Origin of the sequence: Thalassolituus sp. UBA3500 (genome assembly GCF_002377545.1) — a bacterium.
Lineage (GTDB): Bacteria > Pseudomonadota > Gammaproteobacteria > Pseudomonadales > Oceanobacteraceae > Thalassolituus.
Window position 1 is genome coordinate 24096 of the sequence record NZ_DFQB01000054.1, and the last position, 16586, is coordinate 40681.

At 52.2% G+C, this 16586-nt stretch carries 12 protein-coding genes; 10 read left to right on the plus strand and 2 right to left on the minus strand.

Translation table 11 applies throughout. The annotated features are described in order from the left end of the window. Nucleotides 1-200: 200 nt before the first annotated feature. The 6 genes from queA to B2R29_RS13000 all read left to right on the plus strand — a co-directional run bounded on the left by queA (nt 201) and on the right by B2R29_RS13000 (nt 7180). The gene (queA, locus tag B2R29_RS12975; protein WP_301181449.1) at nt 201-1244 is read left to right on the plus strand and encodes a tRNA preQ1(34) S-adenosylmethionine ribosyltransferase-isomerase QueA; all 1044 of its coding nucleotides are present in this window, start codon (nt 201-203) and stop codon (nt 1242-1244) included. A gap of 2 nt (nt 1245-1246) precedes the next feature. After that, nucleotides 1247-2413 carry a tRNA guanosine(34) transglycosylase Tgt gene (gene tgt / locus B2R29_RS12980; protein WP_301181450.1) on the plus strand — a complete coding sequence of 389 codons (1167 nt, stop codon included), beginning with the start codon at nt 1247-1249 and terminating at the stop codon, nt 2411-2413. A 53-nt stretch (nt 2414-2466) separates the two neighbouring features. Continuing rightward, the gene (gene yajC / locus B2R29_RS12985; protein WP_374047332.1) at nt 2467-2823 is read left to right on the plus strand and encodes a preprotein translocase subunit YajC; all 357 of its coding nucleotides are present in this window, start codon (nt 2467-2469) and stop codon (nt 2821-2823) included. A gap of 61 nt (nt 2824-2884) precedes the next feature. Continuing rightward, nucleotides 2885-4747 (plus strand): protein translocase subunit SecD, encoded by a 1863-nt coding sequence (gene secD, locus B2R29_RS12990; RefSeq protein ID WP_301181451.1) that lies wholly within the window; start codon nt 2885-2887, stop codon nt 4745-4747. Further along, nucleotides 4744-5655: a protein translocase subunit SecF gene (secF, locus tag B2R29_RS12995; RefSeq protein WP_301181452.1), complete on the plus strand. Its 912-nt coding sequence runs from the start codon at nt 4744-4746 to the stop codon at nt 5653-5655. The genes secD and secF overlap by 4 nt, the downstream gene beginning before the upstream one ends. Before the next feature lie 394 nt (nt 5656-6049). Further along, nucleotides 6050-7180, plus strand: a complete 1131-nt coding sequence (locus tag B2R29_RS13000; protein WP_301181453.1) for a putative solute-binding protein — start codon at nt 6050-6052, stop codon at nt 7178-7180. A gap of 58 nt (nt 7181-7238) precedes the next feature. Here the strand turns inward: B2R29_RS13000 and nhaR are convergent, their stop codons facing one another. Next, nucleotides 7239-8159: a transcriptional activator NhaR gene (nhaR, locus tag B2R29_RS13005; protein WP_301181454.1), complete on the minus strand. Its 921-nt coding sequence runs from the start codon at nt 8157-8159 to the stop codon at nt 7239-7241. A gap of 95 nt (nt 8160-8254) precedes the next feature. Here nhaR and B2R29_RS13010 point away from each other — a divergent pair, with 95 nt between their 5' ends. The 3 genes from B2R29_RS13010 to B2R29_RS13020 all read left to right on the plus strand — a co-directional run bounded on the left by B2R29_RS13010 (nt 8255) and on the right by B2R29_RS13020 (nt 9765). Further along, on the plus strand, nt 8255-8977 hold the full coding sequence (locus B2R29_RS13010) for a Bax inhibitor-1/YccA family protein (RefSeq protein WP_301181455.1): 723 nt from the start codon (nt 8255-8257) through the stop codon (nt 8975-8977). Between the two features lie 84 nt (nt 8978-9061). Then, the gene (locus B2R29_RS13015) at nt 9062-9355 is read left to right on the plus strand and encodes a hypothetical protein (RefSeq protein WP_297531797.1); all 294 of its coding nucleotides are present in this window, start codon (nt 9062-9064) and stop codon (nt 9353-9355) included. Nucleotides 9356-9441: 86 nt separating this feature from the next. Then, a complete protein-coding gene (locus B2R29_RS13020) occupies nt 9442-9765 on the plus strand; it encodes a DUF6482 family protein (protein WP_301181456.1) in 324 nt (107 codons plus the stop codon). A 75-nt stretch (nt 9766-9840) separates the two neighbouring features. On the opposite strand, the gene B2R29_RS13025 is transcribed toward B2R29_RS13020, so the two are convergent. Then, a complete protein-coding gene (locus tag B2R29_RS13025; RefSeq protein ID WP_301181457.1) occupies nt 9841-11112 on the minus strand; it encodes a nitrate regulatory protein in 1272 nt (423 codons plus the stop codon). A 482-nt stretch (nt 11113-11594) separates the two neighbouring features. On the opposite strand from B2R29_RS13025, the gene B2R29_RS13030 reads away from it, so the two are divergent. Beyond that, nucleotides 11595-16586, plus strand: a 4992-nt coding sequence (locus B2R29_RS13030) for a beta strand repeat-containing protein (RefSeq protein ID WP_301181458.1), incomplete at its 3' end; no start/stop codon positions are given.

Sequence of the window (16586 nt, forward strand, 5' to 3'; positions counted from 1 at the left end):
CGGCGGATTTTGAATCCCCTGCGTCTACCAATTTCGCCACTCTGGCAAATCAGTATCGGTCAGTGGCCGCGTATATTACTCAGTATTTTCTGAACGTCAACAATTTTTTCTAAGTATTTCCTTAACTTAGGAAATTATCTCGGGTAACCTTGCGTCCGGTTTTACGCGCATACTCCGCCCGCTATTCTCAGGCCTGATTAATGAAAACGAGTGACTTCAGCTTCGAGCTTCCTGATCATCTCATTGCCCGCCACCCGGCTGCCGAACGCAGTGCTTCGCGGTTGTTGGTTTTTGATCCGCAGCTACAACAGATAGATGACCGCATCTTTCGTGATATCGAGTCCTTAATCGAGCCGGGAGATCTGTTAGTTTTCAACAACACTCGTGTTATTCCGGCGCGGCTGTTCGGTGAAAAAGCATCCGGCGGTAAGCTAGAGGCTCTGATCGAACGTGTTGTGTCAGAACATGAAGTGTTAGCACACCTTCGTAGCTCCCGGTCTCCGAAACCGGGTCAGCTGGTGTCTCTGGGGGGCGAGGATGCTGAGGTGGTAGGGCGTGAAGGGGCGTTATTTCACCTACGTTTTACGTCGGATCGCCCGGTGCTGGATATCCTTGAGGATGTCGGGCACATGCCTCTGCCACCTTATATGGAGCGTGAGGATGCTGCAGAAGATCGCGAGCGTTATCAGACAGTCTATGCCGAAAAACCTGGTGCGGTTGCAGCCCCAACGGCTGGCCTGCATTTCGATGACGGATTACTGGACCGTCTTAGCACGAAAGGCGTGAACTTCGCTTTCGTTACACTTCATGTGGGTGCAGGCACGTTTCAGCCGGTGAAGGTTGATAACATCCATGAGCATCACATGCACTCTGAATACATCGAAGTGCCAGCAGATGTGGTGGATGCCGTGCGGGCGACGCGCGCAGCGGGCAAGCGTGTGATTGCTGTTGGTACCACGTCGGTACGAAGCCTTGAGTCGGCGAGCCGCAGCGGCGCGATCGAGGTGTTTCAGGGTGACTCCGATATCTTTATTTTTCCCGGATATGAGTTCCGCAGTGTCGATGCCATGATTACGAATTTTCACTTGCCTGAATCGACTTTAATTATGTTGGTGTCCGCGTTTGCTGGTCGGGAGGGGACTCTTGCAGCCTACGATCATGCGGTGGCCAATGAATACCGTTTTTACAGTTACGGTGACGCTATGTTTATGCCCTGTCGCCTGCGCCAATCGAGTGGGAGCTGATTATGACTCGCGAATGCTTTATGCAGTTTGAATTGCATGGCACGGATAAGCCAAAAGATGAAGGTGGCAGCTTCGCGCGTCGCGGTACCATCACATTTCCACGTGGTAAGGTCGAAACGCCAGCGTTTATGCCGGTAGGAACGTACGGTTCGGTGAAAGGCCTGAACCCTGAACAGGTGGAGGCTTTGGGTGCCCACATTATTCTGGGAAACACTTTCCACCTGATGCTGAGGCCGGGTACCGAGATCATTAAGGCACATGGTGATCTTCACGATTTTATTGGCTGGGATAAGCCCATCCTTACGGACTCTGGTGGTTTTCAGGTGTTCAGCCTGGGTGATATGCGCAAGATCACTGAAGAAGGGGTGACCTTTGCATCGCCGGTGAACGGTGACAAAGTTCTGATGACGCCGGAAAGCTCAATGGAAGTTCAGCGCGACCTCGGCTCTGACGTCGTGATGATATTTGATGAGTGCACACCATACCCGGCAACGACTCAGGAAGCAGCTGACTCGATGCGGATGTCTCTGCGATGGGCTCAGCGCTCAAAAGACGCACATGGCGATAATCCGGCTGCCTTGTTTGGCATCATTCAAGGCGGGATGTATGAGGATCTGCGTGATGAATCTTTGCAGGGGCTCATGGATATCGGCTTCGACGGCTACGCGATTGGTGGTCTGAGCGTTGGTGAGCCCAAAGACGACATGATGCGGGTGCTGCGTCATACGGCGCCTAAAATGCCGGAAGATAAACCGCGCTATCTGATGGGCGTTGGCAAGCCAGAAGATCTGGTTGAGGGTGTTCGCCGCGGCGTCGACATGTTCGATTGCGTAATGCCGACCAGGAATGCACGCAACGGGCACCTTTTTACGCATAACGGGGTTGTAAAACTGAGGAATGCCGCCAATAAGACTGATACTGGTCCGATTGACGCGGAATGCGATTGCTACACCTGCAAGAACTACAGTCGTGCGTATCTGCATCATCTTGATAAGTGCGGTGAGATTCTGGGGGCGACGCTCAATACCATTCATAACCTGCATTACTATCAGACGCTGATGGCCGGTTTGCGCAGTGCTCTTGAAGAGGGTACATTTGCCGCATTCGTCTCAGACTTCTACGCGCGTCGCGGTCGGGAAGTGCCGTCGCTAGACACACCACAAGATTGAGACCAGAAGAATTTTATTTACAGGCGATGCCTGAACATTGGGAGTAAATTTGAATGAAAGCTTTAATGGCGCTGTTTGCTGTTGTTCCTGCAACTGCTTTTGCTGAGGGTGCTCCTCAGCCTGCAATGGGTGATGCCTTTTCCTGGGTATTCCTGCTTGGTTTTGCAGCGATTTTCTACTTTATGCTGTGGCGCCCACAGGCAAAACGCCAAAAAGAACACAAGAACCTGATCGAAGGTCTGGCGAAAAACGACGAAGTCGTTACCGCTGGTGGCATGCTCGGTAAAGTGACCAAAGTGACTGAAGAGTTCGCTGTTATCGAAGTGGCCGATGGTGTTCAGTTCCCCGTGCAGAAAGTCGCTGTAACTGCAGTACTTCCTAAAGGCACGATCAAAGAAGTCAAAGCCTGACCAATCCCTGTAACGGCCTCCTCGGAGGCCGTTTCTTATGCTGAAGGAATAGGGCAGTTGTATGCTCAATAAATATCCACTCTGGAAAAACCTCCTCATACTTGTGGTGGTTGCACTGGCGTTTATCTACGCCGCTCCAAATTTGTATCCACCTGATGCTGCAATTCAGGTGACGCCAGTACGTGCCGGCGCTGAGATGTCTACCGCGACGCTGAATAATGTACGTAAAGCTCTTGATGGGGCGGATATCAGCTACTTCGGTGAGGAAGTAAACGGCAGTACCGCACTTTTACGCCTTACATCCCCTGATGCTCAGCTCCCTGCAAAAGCGGCTATCCAACGGAAACTGGGGGATGAATTTGTTGTTGCTCTGAACCTGGCGCCAACGACACCAGACTGGCTGGTTAATCTGGGGGCTGGACCAATGACATTGGGTCTGGACCTGAGTGGTGGTGTGCACTTCCTGATGGAAGTGGATATGGATGAATATGTTTCAGGCCGTATTACGAACTATCGCGAAGACCTGAGAACCAGCCTTCGCCAGGAAGACATCAAATACCGTCGTGTTGTTGTTGAAGGCAATAAGGTCCGTTTGAGCTTCCGCCAGGAAACACTGCGCAGCGACGCACGTACCTTTATTAATCGTAATTACCCTGGCGAATTCTTGCCACAGGAAGAAGAGGTTGATGGTAACTTCGACCTGATTCTGATGCTGACTGAGCAGAAAATTCGTGACTTTGAGGATTACGCGCTTAAGCAGAACCTGATGACGTTACGTAATCGTGTGAACGAGCTGGGCGTTGCCGAGCCTCTGGTTCAGCGTCAGGGCCGTAACCGCATTGTGGTTGAGTTGCCGGGTGTTCAGGATACTGCTGAAGCGAAGAAGATTCTGGGTAAGGCTGCCAATCTCGAGTTCCGCTTAGAAGCTGAGCCGGGTGCCAGTCGCTTTGCTACGGAAGAGTACAGCTTCCGCGATAATCAGAATCGTACTGCACGCCTGGAAAAGAAAGTAATTACCACAGGTGACAGCGTAACCAACGCCAGCTCTGGTTTTGATGAGAACAGCTTCCCTCAGGTAAATATCAGCCTCGACAGTAAAGGTGCCGCGCGTATGACGCAGGTGACCAAGAAAGCGGTTCAGCGCCGGATGGCCGTGCTGTTTGTCGAGCGAAAACCAAAAACGACTTACGAAATGGTTGATGGCGTCGAGCAGCCTAAAACGATTCAGGTGGTCGAGAAATCAATAATTTCACTGGCTACGATTCAGAGTGTGCTGGGGAGTAGTTTCCGTATCACGGGGCTTCAGTCTGCCGAAGCGAACGAGCTGGCACTTCTGCTTCGCTCAGGTGCGCTTGCCGCACCAATGGACTTCGTAGAAGAAAGAACCGTTGGACCAAGCCTGGGTGCTGAGAACATTGAAATGGGTGCTCGTTCAGTGATGGCTGGTCTGGCACTGGTGTTGATCGCCATGCTGGTGTTCTACCGCGCATTTGGCTTGATAGCGAACATTGCCCTGGCGGTTAACCTGGTGCTTCTTGTTGCCCTGATGTCGATTATCGGCGCAACCCTGACCCTGCCGGGTATTGCGGGTATCGTTCTGACCGTCGGTATGGCTGTTGACGCCAATGTGCTTATTTTCTCTCGAATACGGGAGGAGCTGAAAAATGGTCGATCGCCTCAGCAGGCGATTCATGAAGGCTATGATCGTGCCTTCCTGACTATCTTTGACGCCAACCTGACGACCTTAATTGTCGCCGTCATCTTGTTCGCAGTCGGTACGGGCCCGGTCAAAGGCTTTGCTGTGACACTGTCCTTCGGGATCCTTACGTCGATGTTCACCGCGGTTATGGTGACACGTGCAATGACTAATCTGCTGTACGGTGGTCGCCGTGTAGAGCGCCTGTCGATTGGAGGAAAGGCATGAATACTGTGAACTTTATGCGCTTCCGTCATATCTCGACGGCGATCTCTCTGACCTTACTTCTGGTTTCAGTCGTCGCCATTGGTATGCGAGGCCTTAACTTCGGTCTCGATTTCACCGGCGGTACGCTCCTTGAAGTCGAATACGAAACTCCAGTTGCGCTGTCAGAGGTTAAATCGGTTCTCGACACTGCAGGCTACAGAGATGTGGTCGTTCAGAACTTTGGCTCTGAAACGGACGTTCTGGTTCGTATGTCCGAGTCTTTCCGCGATGATCTGGGTAATGAAGTACTGGGTTTGCTGCAGACGAATGTTGACGATAATTCACTGACGCTGCTGCGTAGTGAGTTTGTTGGTGCCAGCGTCGGTGAAGAACTGCGTGACCAGGGCGGCATTGCTATGCTGGTGGCACTCTTCGTTGTTATGGCTTACGTTACTTTCCGATTCCAGTGGAAGTTCTCCGTGGGGGCGGTCATGGCATTGTTCCATGATGTCCTCATAATTATCGGTATGTTCGCTCTGTTTCAGTGGGAGTTTGATCTTAATGTCTTGGCGGCCCTGCTGGCTGTTATCGGTTACTCGCTGAACGACACCATCGTAGTGTCTGACCGGATACGTGAAAACTTCCGTATGATGCGGATTGGCTCATCGGTAGAAATCATTAATGAGTCGCTTACTCAGACACTGGGTCGTACCTTGATGACCTCCTTGACGACTATCCTTGTGCTGCTTGCCTTGCTGTTTCTGGGTGGGGACATCATTCACAACTTCGCTCTGGCATTGACCATAGGTGTCGGCGTGGGTACGTATTCGTCGATTTACATCGCAGCAAACCTGCTGCTGGCGTTTAACATCAGTCGCGAAGACCTGTTGCCGCCAGAGCTCGAAGAGGAAGGTGACGAGACTCCGTAGTCGTTGTCCATCTGAGAAAAGAACATGAGCGGCACGGCCGCTCTTGTTCTTAATGTCGGCCTGATACTCATACGTTTGTTTTAAACGTACTATTGTAACGGCGTACGCCATTCATGACTGGCGTGTTGCATTTTACGCCATTTGAATGGTATCAATATGTAACGGGATGTCATGGGGGGTGTCCTGAGAATGATCGGAATTTAAGCTTCGGGATGGAGCAAAACAGGACGTTTAGGGCGAAATTTGTGTCAAAAAGGGACAGTTAGCCAAATGCGTCTTTATAACAATAATGAAAGCGGTATGCTGCCGCACAGCTGATTCTTTACTGACCTTTTGGGGGCAGAAGCCAGTAAGCCTCAGAGTCAGCCACCAGAAGAATAATGAAGGAAGCAGAATGAACGTCAGAACCCTGTTTGCCACTCTGTTTGGTCTTTTGTTTCTGTCGTCCGCAACGCTCACTTATGCGGCTGACGATCTCGAATCCCGACGAAACGCAAAGCTCGAAGCAACAGTAATGAATCCTAATCTGCCGCTTGAGAAGCGAATTCGCGCACTCAAAAAGCTGCAGAAGGATGAAATGGTCAATGGCCGTATCCTGAGGACATTCTGTGTCTGGGACCCGCTGGGCAGAACGGGACCTATCTCCTCCACCGTAGAAGACCAGAAGCTCCGGTCGCTCCACTATGGTATGGATCTTACTGTTTTGACCTATCAGGACGAGTCTGAGCTGGTAGAAGCGCTTCGCAGCGGTGAAGAGTGTGATGCTGCCCTGATTCGTGGTGTTGCTGCGATGGAATTTAATCGCTTTGCGGGCACGATTGAATCCGTCGGTGGTTTGCAGAGTCGCCAGCAGGTTCAACTGCTGATGCAGGTGATTGCGAATCCGCGCATGGCACAGCGCCTCGGCGATGATAATTACGTTGTACTCGGCCTGGCTACTCTGGGTTCCTCTTTCCGTTACAGTGCCGATCGTAGTAACCGTTCACTCGCCAGCTTTAAAGGCAAAAAGATAGCAACCGAGTCGTTTGACCCCGGGATGGCTCGGCTGACCGAAGCCTTCGGTGCTGATGCTGTGGTCGGCGATATGATGAGCAACGTTCAGAAATACGCCGACAATGAAGTTGCGGGCATGATGTCACCCATTGTCGCCTACCTTGTTATGGGTAGTGGGCAGATCTCGGGTGATGTGGCAATTATTGATACTCCTGTGGCTCAATCAACTATTCAATTGATTGGCCGCACTGATAAATTCCCACCGGGTCTGGCTCAGATTCTTCGCGAAGACTTTTTGTTTAAGTTTGATAACTATGCTCGTCGCGTCGATAACGAGATGGCACTGGTTCCAGAATCTTTCTGGGCCAAAGACAGTGCTCAGGATGCAGCAGCACTGGAGAAGTATTCACTTGATGTGCGTCTCAAGCTTCGTGAAGAAGGATACTACGATCCTGCGATGCTCAGGCTTCAGCGCAAGATTCGTTGTAAGTTTGATCCGGCGCGTAGCGAATGTACGAACCCGAAAGAGTAACCTTCTTCAAAGGTCGATAAGCAAACAGAAAGGCAGCCCAGGCTGCCTTTTTTGATGGTCATTGTTTCAGTGGTGAAGGTTTGGATGGGCTGAAATGTCCGCGGCTGTGCTCAGTCAGTTCAAGGACGGCTGAATGGCTGTGACGCCGTTCGGCGACGATAGCGTAGAAGGCTTGCTGTAGTTCTGGGACAGTACCTGCAACGTTGACGTCGTAGCGACGACAGATCTCTTCTGTGATGACTTCCGGCGCAAAAAAGAACCCATGTCCTTCACTGCCAAACGCTTTAAGCAGTGCCGAGTCATCGAATTCTCCGGCAATTCGCATCGAAATTCCCTGGCGTTTGAGCCAGCTCAACAGGTTTGTTCGCATCGTCGATGAAGAGCCGGTCGGTATCAGAAGCGGTGCATCCACGAGACACTCCGGAAATGACTTGCCCTCCAGCAAGCGACCATTAGCAAAGCACGCAAGCCGGCTGGCACCAAGCTCATGGCTGAAGCAGCGTATGTTCATGCCTGGTGGCACGGGGCTATCGGCCAGCACGACATCAAGTCTGTGCACCGCCAGTTCGCCTAGTAAGGTGATCATCTGCTCTTCTCGGCATATCAGCTTCATCTGTGGATTCTTGGCGATGATAGGGGCAAGCAGCTGGTGAGTAATTGACTTGGGCAGGGCGTCTACGATGCCCACCCTGAGCTCTTCCGGGCGTGTAGTCAACCCCTGCTGCATGACTTCCTGCATCTCTTCGCCTAAGCGGAATATGTCTTTGCAGTATTCGTATGCCAGGTGGCCCGCGTCGGTCAGTTCGACGTTACGACCATTGCGGCGCAGTAACGCTTCGCCCAGATCGTCTTCGAGTAATTTGAGCTGCCCACTTATGGTTTGCGGTGTGATAGCAAGGCGGTCTGCAGCCGCCTGAATGCTACCGCTTTCTGCGACCGCGAAAAAATAGTGCAGGTGCTTATAGTTGAGTCTGTGCATACTTCGTAAAAACCGATGTATCATATATAGTTAATACGAATATTATTGTTGTAAAACGCGTCATACAATACGTAAATCAAAAAAGGAGTGAGACTATGAAACGTCCCGATTATCTGAATTCAGAAAACAACGAGCCGGTTGCACGTAGCATACCGGTTGATCAGTATCAGGCAGATACCGCCGGCAATACTTTTGCCCCTGATGCTCAGAAAGTACTGCGTAACACCTATGCGCTTCTGGCCATGACGCTGGTATTCAGTGCCGCTATGGCGGGTGTCTCTATGGCAGTGAACGCGCCTTCTTTGGGTTTGCTGACTCTGGTTGTAGCTATCGGTCTTATGTTTGCTATTCATAAAACAGCTAACAGCGTTGCTGGTATTGCGCTGACCTTCGTTTTTACTGGCTTCATGGGCTTTACCCTTGGGCCAATGCTGAACATGGTGGCTGGCATGCAAAGCGGTGGCGCGACCATTGGCCTTGCGTTGGGCGGCACAGGCGTAACCTTCCTGCTGATGTCTGCATTTGGTATGTCTACTAAGCGAGACCTGTCTGGTTGGGGCAAGACTCTGTTTGCAGGCTTTATCGTAGCCATCATTGGTGGCGTGGTCGGATATTTGTTTAACATCCCGGCTCTCTCGCTGGCTATCTCTGCGATTGTCATTCCGCTGAGTGCTGCACTGATCAGCTATGAAACAAACAGCATCGTGCGTGGTGGCCAGACTAACTACGTTCTTGCGACAGTCAGTCTGTATGTCGCGATCTACAACCTGTTTGCGAACCTTCTTGTTCTGCTGGGCGTATTCGGTTCAGACGATTGATAACACTCTGACTCTCTGTGCTCATGAGGGTGTGCCGCAGGCCTGAGGTCTGCGGCTTTTTTGTTTCTGGGCTAAGCTGAATGTATGAAGATACTCCTGTTTTTAGTCTTGGCTTCCGTATACAGCGCCGCGGTCTTGGCTCTGCCCGTGTGCTCAGACCGTGACGCAAAGGCCGCGTCAGACGAAAAAGCCCTCAGCTACTTTCGTAAGCAAGGCGAAATCTTCCATCCCGCCCGTGTTCTCAAGAAACACAACACGAGTCGCCATAAAGAAGTTGCGAGCTACGTAAAGTTCGGCGAAAAGCGCTACAGTATTTTCACTTTGGTAGACACAGACTGCTACGCCAGATTCATCAAGCGCACCCGACAAGGTGACTAACGCGCTTCCTCATCTACGAGCAGCTTCTCATTCGCTGGGGTTACTGATAACTTATACTCAAGTTATACAAAGGCTAGGGTGAGACTATGATTCCATTCCAGAAACTGAATAAACGAGACCCCATAGAAAAGGTCATCATTGTGTCGCTTGACCTTGCTCTGTATCAGGTGAATGTCCTGCTTGATGGACAAGAACTGCTGGTCTCTGACAAGAAAGGAAAACCATTGCGCGCCCGAAATACCCTCGAAATTGAAGCTCTATTCGAAGGCTACAACGTCAAGGATATGGTGTTGCGGCATGAAAGCGCCTACGACGAGATGGTGAATCAGCCCACGCGACAGGGAAGCAACCGGATGGAGGTACCACTAGGGCGCAACGGCCTTGGTTATGCGGCTAACGATAGTGAGTAATTATCGAGTTCCTCCAGTATTTATCATGAACTCTGAATTAATTAATAACTCAGATTCATCGCTAGAGGTGCAGCATTAGTTAGACGTCAGCATGCCCGCGACACTGATCACGTTCATGGCCACTTCAACGATACGCTTATTGCTGTCCATCGCTGCCTGACGAAGGTGGCGATAGGCTTCCTCTTCCGTGATCCCTTTCGACTGGATCAGCAGGCCTTTCGCCTTATCAATCAGCTTACGTTCATCGAGTGCCTGGCGGGCCTCTGCCAATTCACTGCTAATGCGTTGTAAGCGCTCCGCCTGTCCCTGAACAAGGTCGGATATAGAACGCGCCAGTTTCACGTTAACACCGGGTGTCAGGTTGCTATCCGAATTTAACGTCGACTCAGGCAGCAAGCCTAATGGAGACTCGGGTGGCTCACTGACTTCTGCCAGATCCTTCAGGTGTTCCCGGTGGAGCCTCAGGTCTTCTTCGGCAGAATTAATTTTGGTTTCACAGAGTTTCATCAGGTCGCCGGTCATATCGAGTTCGATGCTCTGCATTTCATCAATACGGCGTGTCGCTACCTCATACCAGACTTCACTGATGGAGGTCGGCAAAGCATCCTCAGTACGATAGCGCTCAATCATCTTACGCAGACGTTCCAGCTCAGCCGTTGCCTCACAGCTCTCAAGTTGATGCCAGCGCGCTTTAGGAACACTGGCAGAGAATTCGGTGAAAATACCGAAGCAGCGTTCCTGCGCATCGAGTAGCTCGTGCACTTTATCCTGGAGGGTATTGCTGAAGCTCCCGCTGGTGAAGCCGATCAATCCCATCGCACGTTCCTGGCCCGCATATTCTTTACCTTGAACAAAGTTAAAGAGCGCAACCAGTGCACGGGTGATCTCCGGGTCATCAGCGATATCAGCCGCTTCAAAGATCACCGTGAGCAGCCCAGTAATTAAACGGCTGTAGAGTGCGGTGTTCTCAGTGGGCGACACTTTGCGGGCGGTCACCTGTGCTCGCAGCGCGTCTATTCCCTCAAGGCATTGAATAACAAACGCCAGGCTACTCAGTAGTCGGGTTGAGTGGGAGAGAGAGTCGCTTTCACTGAGTTTCGTAAGCGTCTGCCGGAAGTGCTTCTGGGCAATGCCGGTGACTTCGAGTTCATCGGCTCGCTGCTGCGCGTATCGCTGTCCGTCTGACACAAGATAAATGTTGGACAGACCACGTTCACGCTGAAGTTCGTGAATGAGTTCCGTTACCCGACCGACCAGGCGGCAATTCACCTGCAGTTGTTGAAGCGCTGCAATTTCAGCGTGTTTGGCGGCGAGCAGAAAGTCTTCGGAGGTGGTCAGTTGAGGCATGAATCTTAATGAATCCTGATAGTTTGTGGGGATGATACGCTGCAGTGGGAGGAAGTTGAATTAACCTGTGGCCGAAAAGATGACAAGTTGATCAGTCTTGGCCTGATGAGAGTGTTGTCAGTTATGCTACATCGCCCGCCATTGCGATTATCCTTACTTACACTTTACTCCATAAAGTAATGCTAAAGAAAAGTTGATGAATCAAGCAGTTAGGGAATATCTACTGACGTGCGCTCGTCACAAAAGGAGTGGGTGGCATGTATTGATACATTTGTCAGATGGTTATTGGAAAGACGATCTAATACCATCTACCTAATACGGGTCTTACTCCGTGTGGCCGTTTTGGTTACCACGGACAAGTAAGAAAATAATAAGAAAAACAGTGGCTTTTGTTTGCCGGGCTCGTACTCCATACCCCGATCAGCTCCAGTCACCTGTTCTCGCACGTCAATGCTCGCGCATAGACTCCAGAGGAGTGAACCTTGAATAACTTCCGCACAGCACTATTGGTGCCCCTGGTTGCAGGCCTTGCTGCTTGTTCATCAGGTGGCTCAGATGGCGATGATCCACGAGTCCCGGATCCGGTTGATGGAGGAGGGCAAGCCCCCGTCGCACTGGATTTCGCATCGACTCCGGAAGGTAACCCTGTAGAAGACGAACGTTGGCAGTATCAGATTGAAACGAATCTCGCTGACAGTGAGTCCTTGGTCTTCAGTCTGATCAGCGGTCCAGCAGGAATGGAAGTCTCGACCGATGGAATAGTCACTTGGACACCAACTGATGAGCACGGCGATACCGTTGATGCAACGTTGCAAGCGACCTACGACGATGGTGAGACTCGTCTCACTGCGCAGCAGACCCTCACCCTGCAGGTCGTGCATGTCAACGACAAGCCACAGATTGTCTCCGACGAGCCGGACTCTGCGGTACTGGGCGGCTGGTTTGAGTATCAGATTGAGGTGGAGGACCCCGACGACGAAAACAACGGGACAGATATCCTCTTCAGTGCCTCATTGCCCTTCGTCAGTGAGTCCAGGCTGGAAAACTATCAACTTGAGGTGTCGCCCACGGGGCTTGTGACACTCTTTATTCCAGAGGACTTCCTGGAAGACCTTGATACAGAAGAAACTGGAATCGACAAAGTACTGATCGTCTCTGTAACGGTCACTGATGGTGAGGAAGACTGGCGCACAACCCTCAATATTCCTGCCCGTCAACGATGGAATCTACTGGTCGTTGAGGCGAACTTGCCACCAGTTATCACCTCGGAGCCTGTGATCACTGCGACTGAAGATACAGCGTACGAATATCAGGTAGAGGCCGTCGATATTGCCGGTGAAACGGACCTTGGATTCGAGATAGACGATGACCTGACTTATACCCTCACCGACGCGCCGGACGGCATGACCATCTCGGCAACCGGCCTGATTGAATGGACACCAACCGAACAGGGCGCCGAACCGTACTTAGAAAACGTCACGGTTGTCGTTGCTGACGGCGGTGAAGACGGCGTCGAACCGGCAACGCAATCCTTTGCTATTGATGTCACTCCGGTCAATGACGCGCCCGCGTTGACGGGCTCGCCGATCAGTTTCGTAGAGGTCGGCACGACCTATTCTTATCAGCTTGTCGTGTTTGATACGGATGACATTAACATTGAAACAGATCTGACGTTCTCCCTTCTGACGTCACCGGAAGGTATGGAAGTCGATGAACGGGGCCTTGTAACTTGGATGCCTGAGGTAACGAGCGGCACATTCACTGTGGAAGCGTCGGTCGCTGACGGCGGTGAAGACGGCGCCGAAGCCGCAACGCAAAGCTGGACGATTGAGGTGCGAGGTGGTGACAACCTTGCCCCTGTGATTGATCAGGGCGAAACAACGACCCTGACTACCGCCGAGGATAACGCAGGTGGCGTGACCCTGACCGCCAGTGACGTAAACGGCGACACACTCGGCTGGAGCATCCTGTCTGATGCCGGTAACGGTTCTGCGACGGTCTCCGCACAGGGTGAAGTTACCTACACCCCAGACCTGAACTTTAACGGCAGTGATACCTTCACCGTCCAGGTGTCTGACGGTGCACTGACGGACAGCATCGATGTCAGCGTGACGATCACTGCGATCAATGATAAGCCTGTGATCGTTTCTGAAAAGCCAACGTCTGCTGTGAAAGGCGCCTGGTTTGAATACCAGATGGAAGTAACTGATGCGGATGATGAGAACAATGGCACTGATCTGACGTTCACTGCGTCTTTGCCTCTCGTCAGTGAAGCCAACCGCCCTCAGTACAACCTGTCTGTTTCGTCGACCGGGGTGGTGCGGGTTTATGTTCCTACCTCTTACAGCTACAGCGTGCTGAGACTGAGAGTAGGAGTGACTGACGGTGAAGAAGACTGGCGTAACGGCATCAACGTGGCGCCTTATCAGTTCTGGGATCTTGCTGTTATAGATGGCAACACCGCCCCAGTGATTACTTCAGAGGCCGTAACTACCGCCACTGAAGATGCCCTCTACTCATATCAGGTCGCTGCTGAAGACAGTGCGGGTGAGACCGCCGAAGGTGACCCGCTTCAGGACGAACTGACATACAGCCTGACTGAAGCACCGGCAGGCATGACCATCTCTGATACAGGTCTGATCCAGTGGACGCCGGCAGAGAACGGAGCGTCCTCATATTCTGAAAACGTCACTGTTATCGTTGCCGACGGCGGTGAAAACGATGTAGAGGCTGCAACTCAGAGCTTTACCGTGACAGTAACGCCTGTGAACGATTCTCCAGTGCTGAGTGGCACGCCAACCAGCTTCGTACAGTTGGGTAACAGCTATTCCTACCAGCTTGAAGTGGCGGATGCCGACGACGCTAATAACGGCAATGATCTGACCTTTAACTTAGTGACTGCACCTTCGGGTATGACGGTCAGTGATATCGGTCTGGTGGACTGGACACCTGCGGTCGCCGCGGGTGTATACAACGTTTCTGTCAGTGTCGTTGATGGCGGTGAAGATGGTGCGATTCCGGCAACTCTGGCGTGGACTGTTGAAGTCCGTGCTGCTGCTAACGTCGCTCCGGTGATCAACGAAGAAAGCGCCTCGATTGAAGTCGATGAAGATACGCAGGGCAATGAGACGCTGACCGCGACTGATGCAAACGGCGATACTCTGACCTGGTCTGTTATCAGTGCGGCCAGCAATGGTTCTGCAACAGCCACTGGTGGCAATCTGACATACACACCAGCAGCCAATTTCCACGGCAGTGACAGCTTCACTGTTCAGGTGTCTGACGGAGATCTGACGGACAGCATTGTTGTTAATGTCACCGTAAACTCCGTTAATGATCTGCCTGTGATTGACCAGGGCGCGACCACTTCTCTGACGACGCCTGAAAACACCGAAGGCAATATCACGTTGACCGCCTCTGATGCGGATGATGATTCACTGAGCTGGTCTGTCAGCGCGGCAGCGACTCATGGTTCTGCCTCCGTGGTGGACGGCAATGTCAGCTACACCCCGAATGAAAACTTCAACGGCAGCGACAGCTTCACTGTTCAGGTAACTGACGGCACAGCCACTGACATTATCGTCGTTAATGTGACGGTCACCGCGGTGAATGAAGCCCCCGAGATTAATCAGTCGGAAGCTTCTGTAACGACTGACGAAGACACTGAGGGCACGACCACACTGACGGCAACTGATACTGATGGCGATGTCCTGAGCTGGTCGGTCTCCAGTGCAGCGAGCAACGGCTTGGCGACTGTGACCGGTGGCAACGTCACCTACACCCCGAATGAGAACTTCAACGGCAGCGACAGCTTCACTGTTCTGCTTTCTGATGGTGAGCTGAGCGATACGATTGAAGTGTCCGTGACCGTGAATGAGCTGAACGATGCGCCAGTTATCGATCAGGGCGCAACGACCATACTGACGACCGACGAAGACGAAGAACAGACGCTCGTACTGTCTGCTTCTGACGTTGAAAATGACAGCCTGAACTGGTCTGTTAGCAGTGCAGCCGCTAACGGTTTTGCCAGTGTGGTTGATGGTACGGTGACCTATCAGCCAGCGCCTGACTTCAATGGTACCGATGCCTTTGTTGTGATGGTGTCTGACGGTACTGATAGCGCGACGATTGCAGTCAGCGTGACGGTGAATGCCGTTAATGACCTGCCAGAAATCACCTCGTCCGCAATAACGACGGCAACCGAAGGCGTCGAATATTCTTACGCTGTTCTGGCGAGCGACGTCGAAGACGATTCTCTGACCTTCTCTCTGAATACGGCACCTGCGGGCATGAGCATCAGCAGCAGCGGTGTGATCACCTGGACGCCAGCAGACGGCATCAGCACCGCCAACGTGATTGTGGCTGTGTCTGATGGTAGCGACAGTGGCAGTGTCACTCAGTCGTTCACGATTGCAGTGACCGATGTAAACGATGCCCCAGTGATTACCTCGGTGGCTCCAACGTCTGTCATATTGGGTGAGGAATACACCTATACGCCAAGCGCCACCGATGCCGAAAACGACCCCCTGACCTGGAGTCTGACTCAGAAGCCAGCCGGCATGACGATCAATGTAACAACCGGTGCGATCAGCTGGACACCAGCCGAAGCAGGTAGCAGTGGCACTGTGCGTCTGGTCGCCAACGATGGCAACAGTGATTCTGTGGCCCAGACCTTCGTGATTACTGTGTCTGAGCCAGACAACGAAGCGCCGGTCATCGGTCAGGGCGAAACAGGCACGCTGACCACTGATGAAGATACTCAGGGCAGTACTACTCTTACCGCCACCGACACTAACGGTGACAGCCTGAGCTGGTCGGTATCCAGCCCGGCGAGTAACGGCAGTGCTGCGGTCGTGGGTGGCAATGTCACCTATACGCCAACCGCAAACTTCAATGGCAACGACAGCTTTACCGTTCAGGTGTCTGATGGTTCTCTGACCGATACCATTTTGGTGAACGTGACTGTGAGCGCGGTGAATGATCTGCCAGTTATTGCACAAGGTACGGGAACGGCGCTGACCACCCCAGAAAATACCGCAACGGGCGTGACTCTGAGCGCGTCTGATGTCGATGGAGATAGCCTGAGCTGGTCGATCAGTACCGCTGCTTCTGATGGCTCGGCAAATGTGACGGCTGGCAATGTCAGCTACACCCCGAATGCCGGTTTCAATGGCAATGACAGCTTCACGGTTCAGGTCTTTGATGGCACGGCACCAGTCAGCTTCGTTGTAAATGTCGAAGTGACTGCGATGAACGATGCGCCTGTGATTGATCAGGAAACGGCCTCTGTTTCGACGTCTGAAGACACTCAGGGTACGACTGCTCTGACGGCTACCGATATTGATAGCGCCAGCCTGAGCTGGACCGTTTCAGTTGCGGCCAGCCATGGTTCGGCGGCTGTGTCCGATGGTAATGTCACCTACACCCCGAATGAAAACTTTAATGGCAGCGACAGCTTCACCGTTCAGGTGTCT